We start from the raw sequence: 20352 nt of genomic DNA, 5'->3' as shown, positions 1-20352 counted from the left end.
GTTCATCACCTTGAGCATCGTCTGCCGCCGCTGTTCGATCGCCTGGATCATCCAGTTGGCGGAGTTGAGCTTGTTGCTGATGAACTCCTTGTTCTCGCCGACGAACTTCTTCTTGTCCTTGGCGATGTCGCGGTAGGCGCGCGACAGCTTCAGCCGGGGCAGGCTGGAGTCGTTCAGGAACACCAGGTACTCGCCCTCGATCTTCTCGACGATCAGGTCGGGGATGATGTAGTTGTCGCCCCCCGACGAGTACTTGAGCCCCGGCTTGGGGTCCAGCTTGGCCACCTCGTCGGCCGCGTCCTGCACGTCACGCGGGGTGATCGACAGCTCCTTGCTGATTTCGCTCCAGCGGTGGTTGATCAGCTGGTCGAAGTAGTCGCGGACAATGCGGTACGCCAGGCTGTCGGCCAGGCGGCGGTCCACCTCGGCCGGCTCCGGCTCGGTTTCGCCCGTTTCGCTGATCAGCTCCTGCAGCGCGCTGTCGCGCAGCTGCAGCAGAATGCACTCGCGCAGGTCGCGCGCGGCAATTCCGGCCGGATCAAAGCCCTGGATGGTGCGCAGCATGCGCTCCGCCTCGTCCATGGCGTACGGCCGCACCCCGTCGAACTCGTCGCTCAGCCGCACGAAGTCGTTCAGCGTGGTGACGATTTCTTCCAGGTTGCAGACGAGGTACCCCTCGTCGCTGATGTTGCCGATGATCTCCTCACCCAGCAGCAGCTCGCGCTCAGACAGTCGCAGCAGGGTAAGCTGGTCGTGCAGGTGGTCGCCGAGGTCCTTGGTGTCTACCGAGACGGGCTCGTAGTACTCGCGCTCCTCGTACTCTTCGCGGCGGCCGCCGGTCTCGAAACCGTTCAGGAGAATTTCCTCCCAGTCGATCTCGTCGTCCTCGGTCTTTTCCTTTTCGTCCTTTTCCTGCTTGACCTCTTCCTCGGCGTCCGGCTCCACGAGGTCCAGGAAGGGGTTGTTCAGCAGCTCCTGCTTGAGGTGCTGCTGCAGGTCCAGCAGGGGCATGTAGAGCAGATCCATCGCCTGGTACAGGCGAGGATTGATCTTCATTTCCTGCTTGAGCGTCGTTCCCTGGTCAAGACCCGTCTTCATACCGCTTCGTCCTGTTGTGGATTCCGCGTGCCGTCCTGCGCGTACCCGGGCCCGCGCTCGTCACCATGCGCGGAGCGGGGCCCGGCCGCCTGCGGATCCGGCCCATCGTGCGGCGCCGCCGAGTGCGGCCCGTGGTCGTCTGCCGCGGACGGAGCGGCGCCCGCGGGCCCCGTGCCGTCCGTTTCCGTCACCGCGCCGCGGGCCGCCGGCCCCGTCGCGTTCCCGCCTTCCGCCTCGCGCGCATTCCCCTCGCGCGGAGCGTCCAACCATCCTTCCATCTCACCCCCGTATGCCTGCCCGGCATCCCGGGGCTCCGCATCCACCACAACCGGCAACGGCTCCCCGCCCCGCTGCAGCGCGGGGTTGGGGTAGCGCTCCCGCATGCGCGCGGCCAGGGTGGGGCCCAGGTAGAGCTCGGCCACTTCCTCGTTCCACACCAGCTCCGACACCGTTCCCGACACCCGCACCCGCCCGTCGTACATGATGTACGCTCGGTCCACGATGTCCAGCGTCTGCTCTACGTTGTGGTCGCTGATGAGCACGCCGATGCCGCGCCGCCGCAGGTCGCTTACGATCTGCTGAATGTCGTGCACGGCGATGGGGTCCACGCCGGCGAACGGCTCGTCCAGCAGCATGAACTTGGGGTCGCCCACCAGCGCGCGGGTAATCTCCAGCCGCCGCCGCTCGCCGCCGGACAGCGCGTACGCGTAGCTCTTGCGCACGTGCTTGATGGACAGTTCGTCCAGCAGCGTCTCCAGCCGCTTCTTCCGCTCCGCGCGGGGAATGCGCATCATCTGCAGGATGGCCATCACGTTCTCTTCCACGGTGAGCTTGCGGAAGATGGACGGCTCCTGCGCCAGGTACCCGATCCCCGCGCGGGCCCGGCGGTACATGGGGACGCCGGTAAGATTCCGGTCCCCGATGAACACCTTGCCTCGGTCGGGGCGGATGAGGCCCACCATCATGTAGAAGCTGGTGGTCTTTCCCGCCCCGTTGGGTCCCAGAAGGCCCACGATCTCGCCTTGTGAGACCTGCAGGTCCACCTCGTTCACCACGCGCCGCTTGCGGTACGTCTTGATGAGCCCGCGGGCGCTGAGCGTGGCGCCGCCGGGGACCAGCATTCCGCCCGGATTGACGACCTCCACGCCGTGCGTGGGGGTTTCCGCCGGCGCGGGCGGCAGGTGCAGCGGGGCCGCGGGCGCCACGTCAGCCGTGCGCGTGTGCTCCAGAAAGCCGCGGATGCGGCCGTCCAGCAGCGCCAGCACCTCGCCCCGGCGCGCGTCTACGTCCCGGGCGGCCCAGGGGCTCAGCCGCACGGCCGTCCAGGTCACCTCGCCGCCCGGGTGCGACGCTTCGGCCCCGGAGCGCGAGATCGGCTCCAGCACCCCGTCCCGCGCCAGGCCGCCGACGATGTGCTCATCCAGGTAGTGCACCGTTTCGCCGGCGGCAAACGCCTCCGGCTGCCCGCCGTCGCGCGCGTACCAGCGGTGGTACTCCTCGCGCACGCCCGTCAGCCAGCTGGCGCGCTCCACCGTGCCGTCGCCGTTCACGCGGTCCACCAGGGCGCGCAGGGCGATCAGCTTGCTCAGGTCGCCGGGCCCGGTGGCGCTCACCAGCGTGTCGAAGCCGCTCATCGGCGCGCCCCCGGAGCGCCGGGGCGCCGCTCGCCCGCCGCGGGCGTGGCGGGTGCCGCCCGTGTGGTGGCCGGAGGCGTGGACGGCGGTGCGTCCGGCACGTCGCCGGCGGCGGGGCGGACCGTCGGCGGCGCCGCGGCGGAGTCCGCCCGGGTGCCGGCGGCCACCTGCCCGGTGTCCACGCGCAGCGAGTCGCCGCCGGCGCTGTCGGCCTTGATGGGGTCCAGGTACACGCCGCGCTTAAGGCCGCGCACGGTGGCGATGTTCACCTCTCCCTCGGCGAACGAAAGGTCGATCGTGTCCGCGATCACGTAGTTGATGCCGCGCTTGAGGGTGGTGTCCGCTGCTTCCTCGCGGCTGGGCGTCATCCGGTACAGCGAACGCGCGTTGCCGGTCGCCAGCATCCGCTCCAGCTCCGCCTCGGCGCTGTCGGCCGGGGCCGCGCGCGGCGGCACCGGCTCCGCCCCGTTCGCCGAATCCGCCGGCGTGGACGCGGGACGCGCCGCGCCGGGCGCCACCGTGTCTTCCTTGAAGAAGCCCGTGATGGTGTCGGCAAAGATCAGGTCCTGCTCGCCCAGCGCCTGCGTGGGCACGGTGTCGGGCGCGGCGGGGTCGGACAGGTCGGGCCCGGCCACGCGCGTGGTGTCCCACGACTGCCCCTCGGCCATGCCCACGGCGATCACCTGCCGGATGCGCTGCCCGGGGGTAAGCGCCTCCAGCGAATCGGCCTCCATGCGGAACCCGCGCGCCAGCGCCACGGAGCGCCCCTTGACCGCCGCGCTGTCGTTCGCGGTGCCGGGAAGCTGGCCGCTCACCAGCCGCTGCAGCGAGTCGCGGGCAAAGAACAGGCGCAGCTGCGGCCCGGTGACGCGAAGCCGCGACTCCACCAGCCGCGCGTTGCCGCGGGAAAGCACCTCGTCCACCGACCCTTCGGTCAGATCGGACTGGATGAAGTCGCCGGTAAGCTCGTAGCTCTCGCCCTTGGCGCGGGCCTCGCGGCGCAGCTCCATGCGCTCCTGGTCGGCGTCGTAGTACGCCTCCTGCGCCCAGGCGTCCATCTCTTCCCCCTCGATCACCACCCGGCCCTCGGCGGTCATGAACTTTTCGCCGACGGTGGTGATGCGGTCCGCGTCGATCTCCATGGGCTTGCCGCGGCTGCCCTGGCGCGGGGCCACGGTAAGGTGCGGGCGCTCGGTGGCGATGGCCTGCGCGTCGGGGCGGGTGGCGCCGGCGCGGTAGTACTCCAGGTTGGGCCCGCGCAGGGTGCTGCCGCGGTTCTTGTCGGTGAACACCACGCTCCCCGTGGCCCACAGCCGCCCGGTGCCGCCGTTGTACGTGGCGTAGTCCGAGGTCAGCGCGCGGGTGGGGTCCTGGTAGTCCACGCGGCGAAACAGGTGCACCTCGTTGATGGCCTCGTAGATGACGGCGCTGTCGGCCCGCAGCTCTTCGCCGTTGTTGCAGCGGACCAGCAGCGGGCCGCTGGCGTTGATCACCCGCTGGCTCTCTGCGCCCACCGACACCCAGGTGCCCGTCTGGTAGATCAGGTTGCACACGTTCTGCGCCGCGGCTCCGCCGGAGAAGCCGAGGGTCGCGGCCAGCGCGAGCAGAAGCGGAAGGGCGCGGCGGATGCGCGTCACAGGCCGCCCTCGCCGGCGTTCACGCGAATGCCGGTGCTCTTGGCGTTCTTGCCGCGCATGTTGGTAAAGCGCGTGTCGCTGGTAAAGCCGTCCGTCACCGCGTGGCGCCCCGCCTCGTCGATGATGGTCTCGCGGTCGCTCCACACGCGGTCGCCGCGCTGGTCGTAGTGCAACTCTTCGCTCTTGATGATGCGCTGCTCGCCCTTGTCGTTGTGCGTGACCAGGACGACGTTGCCGCGCGCGATCATGATCCCCGTCCGCGCGTCGTACTCGCCGGTGCGCGAGGTCAGCTTGCCGGGCTTTTTTCCCTGCGAGTCGTAGAAGGTCAGCTTGACCCCCTTGAGCTCCGTCACCTCGGTATTCGGCTTGGTGAACGCCGTGTCGCCGTACAGGTCCGCCTTGAGGATCCCCGTTTCGGTGAGCTTCAGGTTCATCCCGTAGGTACGCTGGGTGGCGTCGGCGTCCGCGGCCACCGGTCCGATCCCCGCCGGCGGGGTTTCGCAGGCGGCGGCCGCGACCGTCAAAGCCAGCATCCACACAAGGTTGCGCATCCGCATCAAACCGCCCCCGCCCGCATCAGGTCGTGAAGGTGAACCATCCCCACCAGTCGTCCGTCCCCGTCCACCACCGGCAGCGCCATCACGCCGTGCCGCTCCATCACGCCCACGGCGGCGGCGGCCAGCTGGTCCGGCTCGGTGGTACGAGGGGTGGGGGTCATCACTTCCGATACGGCGATGGTGAAAAAGTGTTCCTCCCGCTCCATCAGTCGCGTCAGGTCGCCCGACGTCAACACGCCCAGCAGCACCCCGTCTCCATCCACCACCGCCACCGTCCCGCGCCGCTCGGCCAGCAGGACGACGGCCTGGCGCATGGTGGCGTGCGGCGGCAGCGCGGGGACGTCGTCCGACACCATCACGTCGCGCACGCGCAGCAGCAGCCGGCGCCCCAGCGCCCCGCCCGGATGGAAGCGGGCAAAGTCGTCGCGGCCAAAGCCGCGGCGCAGCAGCAGCGCCACGGCCAGCGCGTCGCCCATCGCCAGCGCGGCCGTCGTCGACGAGGTGGGCGCCAGGTCGTGCGGGCACGCCTCCTCGGCCACGGAGCAGTCCAGGACGAACTCCGCGTGGCGGGCCAGGGCTGAATCCACCCGCCCCGTCATTGCCACCGTACGGACGCCCATCCGCCCCAGGTACTCCATCAGCCCGCGCAGCTCCTCGCTCTGCCCGCTCTTGCTGAGCAGAATGGCCACGTCGCCGTTCCCCACGATCCCCAGGTCGCCGTGCAGCGCCTCGACCGGGTGGAGGAAGCTGGCGGGCGTGCCGGTGGACGTCAGCGTCGAAGCGATCTTGCGGCCGATGATGCCGCTCTTGCCGATGCCGGCGACGATCACCCGCCCCGGCGCGGCCAGGATCGCCTCCACCGCGCCCGCGAACCCGTCTCCGATGCGGTCTTCCAGCGCGGCGACGGCCTGCGCCTCCATGCGGATCACCTGGCGGGCGCGCGCCAGCGTCTCGCCCAGCGAGAGCGCGCCTTCGAGCGCATCGACGGATTCCATCACCCCCGTCCCGCTCACGCCTGCTCCCGCTCGCGCACGTAGGTTTCCACCGCGCCCGCCCACTCGCCGCGCGCGGTCAGCAGCGCCTCGGCAAACTCGCGGACGGCGCCGCGGCCGCCTTCCTTCGTCCCATGCCACAGCGCGAACGCCCGCGCGTCGCTGGTCGCGTTGCCCACGACGGCGGGAAGCCCCACGCGCCGCAGCACGGCGATGTCGGGCAGGTCGTCGCCCAGGAACGCCGTGTCTTCCCACGCGATCCCCTGCTTCTCCAGGATCGCCGTCAGCGCCGTGACCTTGTTGGCCGTCGTGTCCTGGTGCAGGTCGTCCACCTGCAGCTCGTCGGCGCGGATGCGGACGGCTTCGCTGGTGCGGCCGGTGACGATGGCGACGCGCAGGCCCGCGGCCTTCATCATCTGGATTCCCAGGCCGTCCTGGATGTCGAAGCGCTTCAGCTCCACGGCCTCGCCGCTCTCCGTGGCGCCCAGGTAGATGCCGCCGTCGGTCAGCACGCCGTCCACGTCGAACACCACCATGCGGATGCGCCGCGCCAGCTCCGCCGGAATCGGTTCAGGCACGGGCGGCCTCCTTCCCCATCCCCAGCGCGGCCCGCAGCGCCAGCACTTCGTCCACCAGCGGCCGCAGCCGGTCCAGCGGCAGCATGTTGGTGGTATCCGACAGCCCCCTGGCCGGCTCCGGGTGCGTCTCCAGGAAGAGCGCGTCGGCCCCGGCGGCCACCGCGGCGCGGACCAGCGTGGGGATGTGGCGCGGCTCGCCGCCGCTGATCCCGCCGCCCTCGCCTGGCCGCTGCACGGAGTGCGTGCCGTCGAAGATGGCCGGCGCGTCGCAGGCCTCGCGCAGCAGGGCGAACCCGCGCATGTCCACCACCAGGTTGCCGTAGCCGAAGAAGGTCCCCCGCTCCGTCACGGCGACGGCGGAGGACCCCGCGCCCCGGACCTTGCCGGCGGCGCCCCGCATTTCGTGCGGCGCCATCCACTGCCCCTTCTTGACGTTAACCGGCCGCCCCGTGGCGCCCGCGGCGACAAGGAGGTCCGTCTGCCGGCACAGAAAGGCGGGGATCTGCAGCACGTCGACCACGTCCGCCACGGCCGCGCACTGCTCCGGAAGGTGCACGTCCGTCAGCAGCGGCAGCCCCGTCTCGGTGCGGACGCGCTCCAGCTTGCGCAGCCCTTCGTCCACCCCCGGCCCGCGTGGCGACCCCGGCGACGAGCGGTTGGCCTTGTCGAACGACGCCTTGAAGATGATCGGCAGACCGAGATCGTCCGCCATCCGCGCCAGCGCCTCGCCGATGGTCAGGTTCAGCGCGTCGTCCTCCAGCACGCACGGCCCCGCGATCAGAAAGAACGGCCCACCCACCCGGAACAGGTCCGCGGCAGAAGACGACGGCGCAGGCGCGTCCGCGACCTCGAGCGCCTCGTATCCCTCCGGCCCGAAGACGTACCCGAGCCTCTCGCGGGTCCGCTGGTTCGGAGGACGCTCGTCCGCCATCTCCCCGCCTCCGCTGCGTCCCGAATCAGTCACGCCGTTACCCCGGCGGTGCGCTCGGGCGCCTGCTCCGCCGCGGACGTTTCCGCCTGCGCCGGCGCCGAAGCCGCCGGTTTCGCGGACGGCAGTTCGATCGACGTCTGCTCCTGCCCGTCGCGGCGGTCCATGGCGGCGCGGACAAAGGAGGCGAACAGCGGGTGCGGATGATCCGGGCGCGACTTGAGCTCCGGGTGCGCCTGCGTGGCCACGAACCACGGGTGCGACGGCAGCTCGATCATCTCCACCAGGTTGCCGTCGGGCGAGGTGCCGCTGATGCGCATCCCCGCCTCTTCCAGCTGCGGGCGGTACGCGTTGTTCACCTCGTAGCGGTGGCGGTGGCGCTCGCTGATCTCGTGGCCGCCGTAGATCTCGGCCGACCTGGATCCCGGCGCCAGGCGGGCCGTGTACGCCCCCAGCCGCTGCGTGCCGCCCAGGTCGGTCACCTGGCGCTGGCTGTCCATCAGGCAGATGACGGGATCGGACGTGTCGCGCTCCCACTCCGCCGAATGCGCCTCGGCCAGCCCGCAGACGGAGCGCGAAAACTCGATGATCGCCGTCTGCAGCCCCAGGCAGATGCCGAAGAACGGCAGCCCGCTCTCACGCGCCCAGCCGATGGCGGAGAGCATCCCCTCCACGCCGCGCACCCCGAAGCCGCCGGGGATGAGCAGGCCGTGGAAGTCCGCCAGCTTGTCCGCCGTCTGCCCGTTTTCGAAGTCCTCGGACGACAGCCACTCGATCTGCACCTTGACGTCGTTGGCGATGCCGCCGTGGTACAGCGCCTCCTGCACGGACTTGTAGCTGTCGACCAGCGCCACGTACTTGCCGACCACCGCAACCTTGACGGTGCCGTTCCTGGGCCGGCGGATGCGCTCCACCAGCCGCTCCCACTCCGTCAGGTTCGTCTTTCCGGCGGGCAGTCCCAGCTTGTGGCACACCTGCTCGTCAAGCCGCTGCTTGTGGTACTCCAGCGGCACCTCGTAGATGCTCCGTACGTCCGCCGCCTCGATCACGCTGGCCACGTCCACGTTGGTGAACAGGGCGATCTTGCGCCGCATCTCGGGCGGGATGGGGTGCTCGCTGCGGCAGATGAGGATGTCGGGCTGAATGCCGATCTCCATCAGCTCGCGCACCGAGTGCTGCGTGGGCTTGGTCTTCAGCTCCCCCGCCGCGGCGATGTACGGGATGAGCGTAAGGTGGACGAACAGCGTGTGCTCGCGCCCCACCTCCTGCCGGTACTGGCGAATGGCCTCCAGGAACGGCAGCGACTCGATGTCGCCCACCGTGCCGCCGATCTCGGTGATGACGACGTCGTGATTCGGAGCAAGACGCCGAATCGCGCCCTTGATGGCGTCGGTGATGTGCGGGATCACCTGCACGGTGGCGCCCTGGAACTCGCCACGGCGCTCCTTCTGGTTGACTTCCTGTTAGATGCGCCCGGTGGTGATGGAGTTCGCGATGGAAAGCGACTCGCCCACGAAGCGCTCGTAGTGCCCCAGGTCCAGGTCCGTCTCGGCGCCGTCGTCGGTGACGAACACCTCGCCGTGCTGAAACGGGCTGAGGGTGCCGGGATCGACGTTGATGTACGGATCGAACTTCTGGATGGTGACCCGCAGCCCGCGGTTTACCAGAAGCCGTCCGATGGAGGCCGCGGCGATCCCCTTGCCCAGCGACGAGACCACGCCGCCGGTCACGAAGATGTACTTGGTAGGGGTCGTGTTCATCGCCGTCATGCCAGTGCCTCTTGGGTTCGATGCATGTTGCTCAGTATGTGCTCCGCGCGCGCGGCGTCGGCGGGGGTGTCTACCCCGCCCTCGGCCGGCGCGCCCACCGCCACGCCCATGCGGATTCCCGCCGCCAGCGGCCGCAGCTGCTCAAGCTTCTCGATGTGCTCCAGCGGCGACTCCGGCAGCGCCACCCAGCGCAGCAGGGCGTCGCGCCGGTAGCTGTAGATGCCCACGTGCCGCAGGTAGAGCCCCGACGCAAAGTCGTCCGGCCCGGGCTCCGCGTCGCGGTTGAACGGGACGGGTGCGCGGGAAAAGTACAGCGCCGCGCCGTCGTCCGCCCGCACCACCTTTACGACGGACGGCTCGCGCCACTCGTCCGCGGTCGCGATCGGCGTGGCCACCGTCCCCGCGTCCCACCCGCCGTCGCGAACCAGCTCCACCGCCACCCGCAGGTGTTCGCGGGTGACGAACGGCTCGTCGCCCTGCACGTTGACGATGGTGCCGAACGCCGCGTACTCCGCGCGCCGCGCCACCTCGGCCACCCGATCGGTGCCGGAGGGATGGTCGTCCCGCGTCATCTCCACGCTGGCGCCGAACGCGCGCGCCACCTCGGCCACCCGCGCGCTGTCCGTGGCGATCACGACGGTGTCGAACAGACCGAAATGCACGACGCGGCGCCAGACCCATTCAATGAGGGGCCTGCCGGCGATGGAATGCAGCGGTTTGTCGGGGAGCCGTTGAGAAGACAGCCGGGCTGGGATGACGCCGAGAACGCCGGCAGTCAGCATACCCGCAGAGGGGGAAGCCGCGTGATCGCTTGCAATAATCACGCCAACAACATAGTGCCGCCGGGCGCGCTTGTCAAAGACTGCGCGTCGGCGGCGTGAAGTACGCGCGCGGTGGGTGTGGTTCGGTGGAAAAGGGAAGGTAGTCGAATGGGGGCGTGGCGGCTAGGGTGGCGGTGGGGGAGATCGTGTGTCGGCAGCCCCGGTGATGAGCGGGTGAACCCGCTGCTGGGAAAGCGACAAGCCCCGCGCAAGGCTCGCGGAGCTCGCCAGGCGGGGCTTCACCTGCTCGTAGCCGCACGTCAGAAGCGCTTTGGCGAGGCGGGAGCCTCATCACGGTGCGGTTGAAGCCCCGTTCCGCGAGCGCAAGGAAGTGGAGACGAAGCCTGTCGCATTCACGGCCCGGACGTAGCCCGCAGCGGAATCGCGACGAATGTGCGTGCAATGTCGCAATAGGTACTTTATCCAACAGTTGTCCGACCCGTTTGGGGGGAGACGATACCGGTGTGCAGCCGCAGGTCATGAGCAGTCACGTCCCAGCCTGAGGCGTGCACACAAGGTTCTATACACGGCCTGGAATCAACATCCTTGTTTGTCTGATTACGTATGTATATGTTCGATCCAGACGTGGGGCATCCCCGCGTTCCGGCGGTGCAGTCCTCATCTCCCCAACAACCCGGAGGTTCACATGAAGTTCGGGCGCATCAATCGGGCGTTGTTTGGCATCGCGACGCTGGGCGTGCTTGCGTTTGGCGCGAGCAGCATCGTCGCCCAGCCGGCGGAAGGCGCGGCGAAGGGGCAATGCAGGCCCAAGGGGTGCCGCGATGCATGCATCGCATCCGGGGCGCAGGGCGGCGTCTGCAACTACATGGACCAGTCCTGCGACTGCATCTACTAGCACCGCCGCGCGGGGCTTCGCACCGAAGCCACCGCATGCGCAGAATCGCCTGCGGCCGGTATTCGGCCGCAGGCGATTCTGTTGGAGTATCGGACGTTCGCGGTCCGGACGGCGCCTCTACGCCAGCGTCAAAAGTGCGTGCTCAGTCCCAGCCCGATCGCCATCGTGAAACCACCCACCTGAAACCGTTCGCCGGTGGCGCCGGCCTCGATCTCCTGGTCCGGGTAGTAGCGGCCGAACACCCGCATACTCGGCCGCACCGGGACCCGAGGCAGAGGAATGGACGCCACGATCTCTCCGGCCGCTCCGAAGGCCGAGGTCCGCGTGGCCGACAGGTCCTCGCACTGGCACGGCGCGGACGCCCATTCCCAGTCCGCACGCTGGAATGCCGGCCCCACCCCCACACGAAACACGCTCTGGTCCGCCGTGATCAGTACCGCGCCTTCCGAAGTCGTGGCCGTGGTGCTTACGGCCTTCAGGGGTGGAGCAACGGGCTTGAACCGCCCGGCCCATGCCGCGCGCGTATGCAGGCCGGTAAGCGCCATTCCCCATCGACCGCGCATCCGGTAGTTGATGGTGCCGCCCACGGCCAGCGGAACGGTCGTGGCAGGGCTTTTGAACGCGACGATTACGTCACGATACCTGACGAAAGGATCCTCGTACCCGGCCTTCTCCATCCCTCGCTCGACCAAAGAGGAAATCGAGGATACGCTCATCCCGGCATGGACCGATACCGTGAAACGCTCCCGGGGACTGAGGGTGGAGCTGCGTGTCGCCACCAGGAGCACCCGGTCGAACGTGCCCGCCGGATAGCGGCGCAGGTACTCCGTCGCGTAGCCCGGGGTTTGCAGCCGCACGCTTGCCACGCTGTCGGTCGGGATCTTCCGCAGCTCGCTGGCGTCGCCGCGGTACGTGCCGTTTACGAACACCGCCACCCGGTTGGCGCCGCCGGCCGGAAGCCACTCCGGGTGAATGGAGGCGATGGCGTCGTACAGAATGGTCGAGCCGCTGGCCGCCAGGTCGCGATCCTGGAGGCGGCCGACCATCTGCGCGTGCACGGCAACGGGCGCAAGCGCGAAAAGCGTGAGCGCGCCGAGCAGCGCCCGCCGAAGGGTAATGCGTGTCATTCAGTGGTGGTGGTGTTCTGGAGCGTGTGCGGAAGAGAAAACAAATGTGTTTGCGGCGCCCGGGTCGCACAAGCGGGCCATGCGTACGCCGGGTGTTGTGGATTTCGCCGCGTATGGCGTCGGTGATCCCAGCCGGGCAAGGCGCTGCGAGAAGGTACGGAGAGCCGGACGGTGAATCTTTCAGTCGCGCGCCGGGGCCGGTGGCAATGACGGGTTCGCCGCGGCGCTCCTCCGAAATGACAGGGGGGCGTTGGCCAGCGATGATGCGGCGGCGATGCTCGGCCCCGCGGCGGCGAGCGGGTGAAGCCCCGCCCTGTGCGAGCTCCGCGAGCCCCGGGCGGGGCTTGTCGCTTTCCCAGCAGCGGGTTTACCCGCTCATCCCCGCCCCGCTCATCCCGCGCGCTCACCCCCGCCCTCCGCATCCCATGGTGCACCGTCAGAAGTGCACCGACAGTCCCATGCCCATCGTGAACATGAATCCGCCTACCTCCATACGGGAATCGGGAGGCAGGTAGGTGACCTCCTCGGGCGGGTAGTAGCGTCCAAGAAAGGTCAGCGACGGACTCACGGGAAAGCGGCCCAGCGGCACGCGCGTCACCATTTCGGCCGCGACGCCCAGGGAGCTGCTTTCTTCCGAGCGCGGGTCCTTGCAGCCGCACCAGGCGGTGGTCCACTTCCATTCCGCCTGCTGGTACGTGGGTCCCACGCCCAGGCGAAAGATGCTGTGCTCCGCCGTGGCCAGGACCGCCGCCTCGGAGCTGGTCATGCGGGTGCTCACCACCCGCTTGGTGGCGTCGCTAAAGCCTCCTGCCCATCCCTCCCACGTGCGCATTCCCATGACCGACACCCCCCACCGGTCCTTGATCCGGATGCCGACACTGCCGCCGGTGGTGAACGGTGCCTTGTCGTCCGTCTCCTTCCACGTGAGGACGTCGCCGGGGATGATCTGCTTCTGGGCGCCATAGCCGGTGGCGCGAAGCTCCTGCCGGGTCAGCGACGCCAGCGATGCAACGCTCGACCCACCATGGAACGCGATGGTGAAACGCCCCCGTGGAGCGGGGGCGCTGCCGCGCATCGTCACCAGGATCACCCGGTCAAACGTTCCCGCCGGATACCGCCGCAGGTACTGCGCGGCGTAACCCGGCGTCTCCAGCCGCACGGTGCTCACGCTGTCGGTCTGGATGTTCCGCAGCTCGCTGGCGTCGCCACGGTACGCGCCGTTCACAAACACCGCCACCCGGTTGGCGCCGCCGTCCGGAAGCCACTCGGGGTGAATGGACGCGACGGCGTCGTACAGCTGGGGCGCGCCGCTGGCAGCCAGCTCACGGTCCCGCATGCGGCCGACCATCTGCGCGTCCACGGCGATGGGCGCAAGCGTGCAAAGCGTGAGCGCGGCGAGCAGCGCGCGCCGGAGCGTGTTGCGTGTCATTGATGTGGTGGTGGTGTTCGGGAAGGGTGTGCGGAAGAGAAGACAAATGTGTTTGCCACGCTCGTGTCGCACAAGTAGGCTCCGGTACGCACGGCGGGCATCCCGGGATTCACCGCGTGTATCGCCGGTGGTTGCAGAGGGCGGGCGCGGCGACCAGTCATTGGAGCGTTCGGCTACGATGCTGTGGGTGTAATCCTCGGACGTGCGGCTACGAGCAGGTGAAGCCCCGCCTGGCGAGCTCCGCGAGCCTTGTGCGGGGCTTGTCGCTTTCCCAGCAGCGGGTTTACCCGCTCATCGCCCCGTGCTCGTCGCCCCACTCGTCCCTCTCCGCTCTCACCCTGCCGCTCACCCCGCCGCGATCTCCGCCACCATCAGCAGCGACGCGGGCTGTCCCGTCTCCGGGTGGATCGGCTCGCGGAGAGTGGCGAGGCGGAACCCGGCGCCGCGCAACGCATCGGTCCACGATCCCAGCGTGCGAAAGTACCACGGCATCGGTTCCGCGAACTCGCCGCCGAACGCGTCGAAGGTCTCCGTCCGCCAGCCGTCGGCGTAGCCCTCGTCGCCCGCGGCGGTCCAGGGGTGTACCGTCTGGATCACCAGCGCGCCGCCGGGGGCCAGGTTCGCGCGCAATGCGGTGAGCAGCGGTACCAGGTTCGCGCTCAACAGGGAGAAGTTGCAGGCGATGGCGTCGTACGGGCCGCCGGCGCGGGTGGGGTCGTCCACCAGCTCGTCGTAGCTGCAGCAGCGGTAGCGGCCGCCGCCCGTCTCCTCGGCCGCCATCACCAGTTCCAGCGACACGTCCAGCCCGATCGCCTCGATCCCCCGCTCCGCCAGCGCCCGCATCAGCCATCCCTCGCCGCACCCCAGGTCCAGAACGCGCCCGGGCTGGAGCTCCGCGACCGCCTGTACGATGGCGGCGTCCGTGGCCAGACGCCGGCTGGCGATGCGGCCCTCGCGCACGGCGCGCGTCCACGCGTCGGCGTTGGCCATCCAGCTCCAGATGAGCGCCGCCTCCCGGTCCTGGTCCGTCACCGCTGCGGGATGTAGAAGCCGAAGCTGAACTTGGGCGAGAACGGCCGGTCGGCCGGGTTGATCACTATCCGCGCCCGCGCCAGGGCAAAGATAACCCCCACGCCGGCGTTCTGCACCCACAGCGGCTCGTCGTCGCCCGTCCACGCGGCGCCGGCCAGGTGCACGGCCTCCAGCGACGGCGGGCCCACCACGGGAAGGATGATGTTGTTGACGGGTACGATGTAGCTGGACTCGATGTACACCAGGTGGTCGCCGCGAAAGTGCGCGATCGGCTCGGTGGGGAGCGTTCCGCCGCCCCCCAGGATGCCCCGGCGCTGCGGCGGCGCGTCGCCGCCGATGGGCGCCATGCCGCGAAAGTACACGCGCATGGTGTGCGTGCGCAGCGCCTGCGACAGGTAGGTGGCCTGCACCAGCGTCTGCGTGAACTCCGCGTCGCCCGGCGCGGACAGCGCGTGCTCCAGGCTCACGTCGCCGTCGAACGACGAGCTCATGCCCCGCCAGTGGTACTCCGTTCCCGCCAGCAGCGAGACAATCGTCCCCTCCGCGACCGGCGGATTGAAGCGCTCCAGCCCCTCGCGGTCCAGCAGCGCCCACGGGCCCCGGGCCTGCAGCGAGCGGTCGTTGGACACCTGCACGCCAACGCGCGGCCCCAGCCACGTTTCCCCCGCGATCAGCGGCTTGCCCACGGGGCGCTCCACCATCGCCCGCAGCACGTCGGCGTCCCAGTAGTCGCGGTAGTCGCGGCCCAGCGCCAGCGCGCGCACCGAGTTGGCCACGTCGCCGCGAATCCATCCGTCCATCGTCCGGGTGGCGCGGGACGCCTCGCCGGTCAGCTGCAGGTTCTCCGTCCCCAGCGGAACCCGCCACCGCACGCCCCCGCCCAGCTTGTTCTCCTGCTCGAACCGGTACGAGCCCCACACGTTGAAGACCGGCCCGCCCAGCTCGCGCGTGGGGTTGATGTTGGCGGAGGCGGAAAGGGTAAGCCCGTTCACCCGGTCGTAGGTGGGAAACGGGCCCACCGCGGGCGCAAAGAAGGCGGGGCGCGGCGGATGGGTGATCTGCGCCACCGCCACGTACTCGCCGTCGCGCCCCGTGGGCCGCGTTTCAATCTGCAGCCCGGCGCGAGGGTCGGTGTAGTGGATGGAGTCGCGGTCCACCACCGCCAGCCCCGCCGGGTACACCCCGCCGCCGATGACGGCCACCGATCCGCCCACGCGCCCGCCCGGCCGGATCCAGAAGTCGCCGCCCAGGACCACGGCCGAGCCCTCCACGCTCCCCTCCAGCCGCACCTCCGCGTCGTAGACGACGAGGTCGCCCGGGGTGCGGAACTCCGGCCCCAGGATGGTGTCGCGGTCGATGTAGACGTACGCGTTTCGCGCCAGCACCTCGCGCGCGATGCGGGCGGCGTTGCTGTGGTCGTCGCCGCTGATCTGCACCTGCGCCTGCGCCCCCGCGGCGGACGCGAAGGCAAAGGCCAGGACCAGCGCGAGGACGGCGGAGCGGGGCGCCCTCATCCGATGCTCAGAAAGTTGCGCAACAGGTCGTGTCCGTGCTCGCTGGCGATGGATTCGGGGTGAAACTGCACGCCCCATACGGGATGCTCGCGGTGGCGCACTGCCTGGATCTCGTCGCGCCACCCTTCTTCTTCCGTCCACGCGATGGCTTCGAGCTCCTCCGGCAGCGTGGACGGCTCGATGACCAGCGAGTGGTAGCGCGCCACCGTGAACGGCGAGGGCACGTCGCGAAAGATCCCCTCGCCGGTGTGGCGGATCGGCGACGTTTTGCCGTGCATGGGCCGCCTGGCCCTGACGACGTCGCCGCCGTACGCCGCGCCGATGGACTGGTGGCCCAGGCACACGCCCAGGATCGGCGTGGTGGGCCCCAGCCGGCGGATGACCTCCACGGAAACGCCGGCTTCGGCGGGCGTGCACGGCCCCGGCGAGATGACGATGCGCTCCGGCGCCATCTCGCGGATCTGGTCCACGGACAGCTCGTCGTTGCGCCGCACCTCCATCTCCGCCCCCAGCTCCCCCAGATACTGGACGAGATTGAAGGTGAAGCTGTCGTAGTTATCGATAACCAGGATCATCGCTTACAGATTTTGCTTCACGTAGATGCTCAGTCTTACGCCGCCAGTTCGAACTGCTCGCTGAAAAGTCGGAAGGCGTCGCGGTCAAAGATGTTGACCGACTGGATCTCGCCGACCGGTAGGACGATGATGAAGTCTTTCATCAACTCATCCAGCTGCGGCTCCGGCCGTCCCTCGGCGCTGATCCGTTCATACACGCTTGCATAGTCGGTATTGAGGACCAGCTGATGTTCCTCGTTGCGATACCCACTCTGCAAGGGCAGGAGCGAGATGAACCGCCGATCGAACGAAGGATCGAGGTTCCCCACGACGAAGCCGATGTAGGCCTTTCCGCTTTTGAGCGTCGTCGACACAGGCTTGGTCCGGCGGATGGCCCGCACGAGTATCGTTTCGAGGTAGTCTCCCGTCTCCTCGATCGACTGGTCGGCGGTCTCCATGCGAGAACGAGAGATCCAGTTGAGCGGAATCCACATCAGTCCGCCGAAGGCGAATGCCAAAAACGCCGTCCCGGCATAGGGAAAGGGCAGCATCCGCCGCCACCAGAGGCCCAGTTCCGGGTAGCTCCAGTTCAGAAACCGCGTTGCGGCGAATGCGGCGGTCAGAAACAAAATACCGGCGATGGCCGCGTGAAACAGCAGCCGCTCGCCGGAATAACGCCGCGAAGAGAAGCGTGTGCGATTCCAGTACCGCAGAAAGACGTACCCTCCCAGCAAGGGTAGGAGGAGTACGTTGAACGGCATGTTTACTTCGTTGCGTGCTTGCCGTTGACCCCCCACGCACGCGCGGCGTCGGCGGCCTTCCGGATTTCGGCCTGGCCCACGGAGCTTCGCAGGATGTCCGCCGGGTTCACGGAATGGACGCCGCTCTTGCTCACGTGCACGGGCGGCCGCTCAAACCGCGCCTGCTGCCCGCCGCCGGGTCGAGAGTTCTTCATCCCATCTCCCGTCTTGGGTGCCGTTGCCACGTTCCGGTCGGAGTCTAGTGGATTTGCGCCTTGCGTCAAGCCCGCGACCCGCCAGCTTTGTCCCTACCGCACGCGAAAGGGGACGGAGAACTCGGTGTCGTCCCACGCCAGGCGCAGCACGCCCTCGTCGCCGCAGACGGCGTCGGCGTGGATGGTGAAGGCCTCTACCAGCTCGTCGGTCATCGCCAGGCGCATGCGCACGCGGCCAAGGTCCTGCGCGCTGTCATAGGCGGTGCCGTTCTGGCCCGTCTGGCGGTTGACGATCAGCCAGCCGCCGTTCTCCTCGGGGATGGAGAACAGCGTGTACTCGCCCGCGGGGACCTCCAGCGTTCCCTCGGCGCCACCCAGCACCAGCGCGCGGTCGGTGGTGATGTGCGTGGCACGGTTGGCGCCGGTTCGCCACACCTGCCCCCAGCGCACGATGCCGGGAAAGATGTCGCGTCCGCGGCGCTGCGGCTGGCCGTAGTCCACCACGATCCGCGCGCCGGCGACGCTCGCCTCCTCGCGACCGCGGCCGGAAAGCTCGCCCATCCCCCGCCCTTCGCTGTCGGCCCGCGCCCAGCGCGTGGCCACCCCGTCGATCTCCACCCACGGCTGGCGTGTGACGATCACCTTGCGCGTGGTGCCGGCCGCGTCCAGCGAACGCAGCCGACCCTGCGCGTCCACCTGCGCCACCGACGGGCCGCGGAACGGGTGCGTGAGCGTCCAGCCGCCGCCCTGCGTAGGGGTGACGGTGTAGGCCAGCGGCCGCCCGCCGGAGAGGAGAGGCGCCGCGCCTCCCTGCCCTCCCCGGGCGCGCATCAGCACCAGTTCAAACGGCCAGTGCACCAGGTCTACCCACGGCAGCGACTCCGCGGGCGCTTCCACGCGCGCGGTCGCCACGGAATCGCCCTGCGACAGCGTGCGCGTCCACCCGTCCTCCGCGGCCTCGTACACGTCCGTGCGCACGGGTGCGCCGCCCGCCTGCGCGGGGTCGAAGGTGCGCTCCTCGAAGCGCCGCATGCGGCCGTCCGGCGCCAGGTCCAGCACGTAGCGGCGCACGGTGGTGCGCGGCGAGCGGACCACCGCCTCGGCCGTCACGCGCTCAGGCGTGCGGACCCAGCGCTCCAGCGCCAGCGTGTCGCGCCCCAGCACGGTCACCAGCGCGGCGCTGTCCACCTGCGCCGCGGCGGGGGCGGCGGCAAAAAGCCCGGCAAGCAGCGCCGGGCGCAGACAGGCGGTCACCTTCAGTCGCATCGTTGGGCTCCTCATCCTTCGCGGGTCCTGGTGGGTGTAGCCCCGCAACCTAAGCGCACGGGCCCGCCGCACAAGCCGCCACGGCCCCGCGGAGCCTGTCCGAGCGGGTGCTGCCCCATTTCCCGGTTGTTGATTTCCCGGACGAGGCGCCGCGCCGCGGCCCCTCGGTACGATGCCACCCGGCGCCGACAACCATGGGGCTGGCCTCCGCTTTCCGAAGCCAGCCCCGCGATGAAGCAGACGAGGTCATTCGCCGCGCGCAAGCGATTGCGCACGTGACAATTCGGTGCGGCGCTCCCGCAGGGGGATGCCACCCTCGCCTGCTTCCACCAGCCCCACTGTCATCCTGAGGGAGCGCACACCCCTAACTTTCATGAACACAAATACTTGTGCGCGACCGAAGGATCTTTGTCGGGTCGCGCAAAGCCCAGCCCCCGGAGCCGTTCAGGCTGCTCAGTCAGGCAGACGAGATCCTTCGGTCGGCGCCAATGCTTTGCGTGAAAGCAATCTGCGGAGCGGCGCCTCCCTCAGGAAGTCAACGTTGTTGACGGTGTTGGCAACACCTCTCAGGAAATCAACGCGCTGGGTCCAGGATCCGCCAACGCCTTTTCGGCGCCGGACGAGGCGCCGCGAGGGTAGCGGCTGCGCAGCGCGATCGTGGAGATGCCGAATCCGGCCATGCCGTAGAACATCGCGACCACCGGGTCGGCGGTGACGAGCAGGCCGATCCCGCCGCTCACCAGGGTGCCGAGCGTGCTGCCGCCCACGGCCACCCCCAGCGGAACGTGCCGCATCAGCACCCAGGCGGAAAGCGGCCCCAGCACCGCGCCCAGCCCGCCCCCGAAGAGCATGCTGGCCTGCAGCACCACGCTCAGATCCGCTGGCGTGAATCGGATCATGTCCCCACCGCCGATCTGGTTCCACGCCAGCAGCACGGCCATCCCCGTGATCGTGCCGAAGACCGCGCCCGCCACCGACAGCCCCGCCGTCACGGCGGCAATCCGCGTCCACCGCTGCATAGAACTCCTCCGCTCGTAGTACGAAATGGATTCGAATGAGCACCGCCCCGCACCTGTGGCGCGGCGATGATTTCGTAGTTGGTCCCGGTCAAGGGGTGGCGTTCAAACGCGTTTCGTTGGACGTGGGCGACTGGCGCCGCACCGCGCGTCGGTCACGGCGCTGGCTGGAATCGTTTGAGGCGCTGCAGCCCGTAAATCAGCGTGCCGAGGAACACGCCTGAGAGCAGGCTTCCCAGGAGCCAGATCTCCAGCCAGTAGCCCAGGGACCAGCGGGCGAAGTCGTCGACGTCACCCCCGTTGAGCGCAAGGAACAGGGCCCAGGCCAGGCACATGCGCAGCCATCCTTTGGGAGGCCAGCCCACCGCGTAAATCCCGGCGCCCACGCACGCACCCGCAACGACCCGGATGGTCAGGTAGTTCACCCACGCCTGCCCGGTTGGGAGGGGGGCATCAGCGATCCGGAGCCCGATGTAATATCTGGAGAGCAAAGCGCCGATGACCGACACCGCAATCCCCGCAACGACGGCAAGGGGAAGCGAGCGAAGCACGCGCACGGGCGGATCGGGCCGGTGTGTCATCTGCTCTC

18 protein-coding genes and 2 pseudogenes are annotated in these 20352 nt (G+C 69.3%); 1 reads left to right on the top strand and 19 read right to left on the bottom strand.

Annotated features, from left to right (window positions below; genetic code table 11):
- From ACOJUJ_RS03745 to kdsB, 9 genes and pseudogenes are all read right to left on the bottom strand, one after another.
- Positions 1-1098 (bottom strand): hypothetical protein (locus ACOJUJ_RS03745; RefSeq protein WP_420125504.1); only part of this gene is annotated, 1098 nt, incomplete at its 3' end.
- 401 nt (positions 1099-1499) lie between these two features.
- A pseudogene (gene lptB / locus ACOJUJ_RS03740) lies at positions 1500-2219 on the bottom strand (LPS export ABC transporter ATP-binding protein); the annotation flags it as partial.
- A gap of 509 nt (positions 2220-2728) precedes the next feature.
- Positions 2729-4369 carry an LptA/OstA family protein gene (locus tag ACOJUJ_RS03735; protein ID WP_420125503.1) on the bottom strand — a complete coding sequence of 547 codons (1641 nt, stop codon included), beginning with the start codon at positions 4367-4369 and terminating at the stop codon, positions 2729-2731.
- Positions 4366-4902 carry an LPS export ABC transporter periplasmic protein LptC gene (gene lptC / locus ACOJUJ_RS03730; RefSeq protein WP_420125502.1) on the bottom strand — a complete coding sequence of 179 codons (537 nt, stop codon included), beginning with the start codon at positions 4900-4902 and terminating at the stop codon, positions 4366-4368. Before lptC ends, ACOJUJ_RS03735 begins: the two co-directional genes overlap by 4 nt.
- 23 nt (positions 4903-4925) lie before the next feature.
- Positions 4926-5921 carry a KpsF/GutQ family sugar-phosphate isomerase gene (locus tag ACOJUJ_RS03725; RefSeq protein ID WP_420125501.1) on the bottom strand — a complete coding sequence of 332 codons (996 nt, stop codon included), beginning with the start codon at positions 5919-5921 and terminating at the stop codon, positions 4926-4928.
- 14 nt (positions 5922-5935) lie between these two features.
- A complete protein-coding gene (locus ACOJUJ_RS03720; protein ID WP_420125500.1) occupies positions 5936-6496 on the bottom strand; it encodes a KdsC family phosphatase in 561 nt (186 codons plus the stop codon).
- Positions 6489-7427: a 3-deoxy-8-phosphooctulonate synthase gene (kdsA, locus tag ACOJUJ_RS03715; protein WP_420125499.1), complete on the bottom strand. Its 939-nt coding sequence runs from the start codon at positions 7425-7427 to the stop codon at positions 6489-6491. Before kdsA ends, ACOJUJ_RS03720 begins: the two co-directional genes overlap by 8 nt.
- Before the next feature lie 29 nt (positions 7428-7456).
- A pseudogene (locus ACOJUJ_RS03710) lies at positions 7457-9184 on the bottom strand (CTP synthase).
- Positions 9185-9189: 5 nt separating this feature from the next.
- Positions 9190-9975, bottom strand: coding sequence for a 3-deoxy-manno-octulosonate cytidylyltransferase (kdsB, locus tag ACOJUJ_RS03705; protein WP_420125498.1), 786 nt, complete (start codon positions 9973-9975; stop codon positions 9190-9192).
- Positions 9976-10660: 685 nt separating this feature from the next.
- Between kdsB and ACOJUJ_RS03700 the strand changes: the two genes are divergently transcribed.
- The gene (locus tag ACOJUJ_RS03700; protein WP_420125497.1) at positions 10661-10870 is read left to right on the top strand and encodes a hypothetical protein; all 210 of its coding nucleotides are present in this window, start codon (positions 10661-10663) and stop codon (positions 10868-10870) included.
- A 128-nt stretch (positions 10871-10998) separates the two neighbouring features.
- On the opposite strand, the gene ACOJUJ_RS03695 is transcribed toward ACOJUJ_RS03700, so the two are convergent.
- The 10 genes from ACOJUJ_RS03695 to ACOJUJ_RS03650 form a co-directional block, all read right to left on the bottom strand.
- On the bottom strand, positions 10999-11997 hold the full coding sequence (locus ACOJUJ_RS03695; RefSeq protein WP_420125496.1) for a hypothetical protein: 999 nt from the start codon (positions 11995-11997) through the stop codon (positions 10999-11001).
- Between the two features lie 436 nt (positions 11998-12433).
- Positions 12434-13426 carry a hypothetical protein gene (locus ACOJUJ_RS03690; RefSeq protein ID WP_420125495.1) on the bottom strand — a complete coding sequence of 331 codons (993 nt, stop codon included), beginning with the start codon at positions 13424-13426 and terminating at the stop codon, positions 12434-12436.
- Positions 13427-13771: 345 nt separating this feature from the next.
- Positions 13772-14458 carry a class I SAM-dependent methyltransferase gene (locus tag ACOJUJ_RS03685; RefSeq protein ID WP_420125494.1) on the bottom strand — a complete coding sequence of 229 codons (687 nt, stop codon included), beginning with the start codon at positions 14456-14458 and terminating at the stop codon, positions 13772-13774.
- Positions 14455-15972: a hypothetical protein gene (locus tag ACOJUJ_RS03680; protein ID WP_420125493.1), complete on the bottom strand. Its 1518-nt coding sequence runs from the start codon at positions 15970-15972 to the stop codon at positions 14455-14457. Before ACOJUJ_RS03680 ends, ACOJUJ_RS03685 begins: the two co-directional genes overlap by 4 nt.
- Positions 15969-16547: an anthranilate synthase component II gene (locus tag ACOJUJ_RS03675; RefSeq protein WP_420125492.1), complete on the bottom strand. Its 579-nt coding sequence runs from the start codon at positions 16545-16547 to the stop codon at positions 15969-15971. The genes ACOJUJ_RS03680 and ACOJUJ_RS03675 overlap by 4 nt, the downstream gene beginning before the upstream one ends.
- A 35-nt stretch (positions 16548-16582) precedes the next feature.
- Positions 16583-17287 carry a hypothetical protein gene (locus ACOJUJ_RS03670; protein WP_420125491.1) on the bottom strand — a complete coding sequence of 235 codons (705 nt, stop codon included), beginning with the start codon at positions 17285-17287 and terminating at the stop codon, positions 16583-16585.
- Positions 17288-17289: 2 nt separating this feature from the next.
- Positions 17290-17481, bottom strand: coding sequence for a hypothetical protein (locus ACOJUJ_RS03665; protein WP_420125490.1), 192 nt, complete (start codon positions 17479-17481; stop codon positions 17290-17292).
- A gap of 93 nt (positions 17482-17574) precedes the next feature.
- Positions 17575-18747, bottom strand: coding sequence for a DUF2911 domain-containing protein (locus ACOJUJ_RS03660; RefSeq protein WP_420125489.1), 1173 nt, complete (start codon positions 18745-18747; stop codon positions 17575-17577).
- 566 nt (positions 18748-19313) lie between these two features.
- Complete coding sequence (locus ACOJUJ_RS03655; protein ID WP_420125488.1) at positions 19314-19766, bottom strand: hypothetical protein; 453 nt, start codon at positions 19764-19766, stop codon at positions 19314-19316.
- A gap of 152 nt (positions 19767-19918) precedes the next feature.
- Positions 19919-20344: a hypothetical protein gene (locus tag ACOJUJ_RS03650; protein ID WP_420125487.1), complete on the bottom strand. Its 426-nt coding sequence runs from the start codon at positions 20342-20344 to the stop codon at positions 19919-19921.
- Between the last annotated feature and the right edge of the window lie 8 nt (positions 20345-20352).

This window comes from Longimicrobium sp., from assembly GCF_048594345.1.
Classification (GTDB): Bacteria; Gemmatimonadota; Gemmatimonadetes; order Longimicrobiales; family Longimicrobiaceae; genus Longimicrobium.
This window is presented reverse-complemented; position numbering and strand designations above follow the sequence as displayed.

What these genes read in the sequence shown, in the direction of transcription:
- lptC (WP_420125502.1), bottom strand. Translation starts at nt 4,902, where the DNA reads ATGCTGGCTTTGACGGTCGCGGCCGCCGCCTGCGAAACCCCGCCGGCG.
- ACOJUJ_RS03725 (WP_420125501.1), bottom strand. Translation starts at nt 5,921, where the DNA reads ATGGAATCCGTCGATGCGCTCGAAGGCGCGCTCTCGCTGGGCGAGACG.
- kdsA (WP_420125499.1), bottom strand. Translation starts at nt 7,427, where the DNA reads ATGGCGGACGAGCGTCCTCCGAACCAGCGGACCCGCGAGAGGCTCGGG.
- kdsB (WP_420125498.1), bottom strand. Translation starts at nt 9,975, where the DNA reads ATGCTGACTGCCGGCGTTCTCGGCGTCATCCCAGCCCGGCTGTCTTCT.
- ACOJUJ_RS03700 (WP_420125497.1), top strand. Translation starts at nt 10,661, where the DNA reads ATGAAGTTCGGGCGCATCAATCGGGCGTTGTTTGGCATCGCGACGCTG.
- ACOJUJ_RS03695 (WP_420125496.1), bottom strand. Translation starts at nt 11,997, where the DNA reads ATGACACGCATTACCCTTCGGCGGGCGCTGCTCGGCGCGCTCACGCTT.
- ACOJUJ_RS03690 (WP_420125495.1), bottom strand. Translation starts at nt 13,426, where the DNA reads ATGACACGCAACACGCTCCGGCGCGCGCTGCTCGCCGCGCTCACGCTT.
- ACOJUJ_RS03680 (WP_420125493.1), bottom strand. Translation starts at nt 15,972, where the DNA reads ATGAGGGCGCCCCGCTCCGCCGTCCTCGCGCTGGTCCTGGCCTTTGCC.
- ACOJUJ_RS03675 (WP_420125492.1), bottom strand. Translation starts at nt 16,547, where the DNA reads ATGATCCTGGTTATCGATAACTACGACAGCTTCACCTTCAATCTCGTC.
- ACOJUJ_RS03670 (WP_420125491.1), bottom strand. Translation starts at nt 17,287, where the DNA reads ATGCCGTTCAACGTACTCCTCCTACCCTTGCTGGGAGGGTACGTCTTT.
- ACOJUJ_RS03665 (WP_420125490.1), bottom strand. Translation starts at nt 17,481, where the DNA reads ATGAAGAACTCTCGACCCGGCGGCGGGCAGCAGGCGCGGTTTGAGCGG.
- ACOJUJ_RS03660 (WP_420125489.1), bottom strand. Translation starts at nt 18,747, where the DNA reads ATGCGACTGAAGGTGACCGCCTGTCTGCGCCCGGCGCTGCTTGCCGGG.
- ACOJUJ_RS03655 (WP_420125488.1), bottom strand. Translation starts at nt 19,766, where the DNA reads ATGCAGCGGTGGACGCGGATTGCCGCCGTGACGGCGGGGCTGTCGGTG.
- ACOJUJ_RS03650 (WP_420125487.1), bottom strand. Translation starts at nt 20,344, where the DNA reads ATGACACACCGGCCCGATCCGCCCGTGCGCGTGCTTCGCTCGCTTCCC.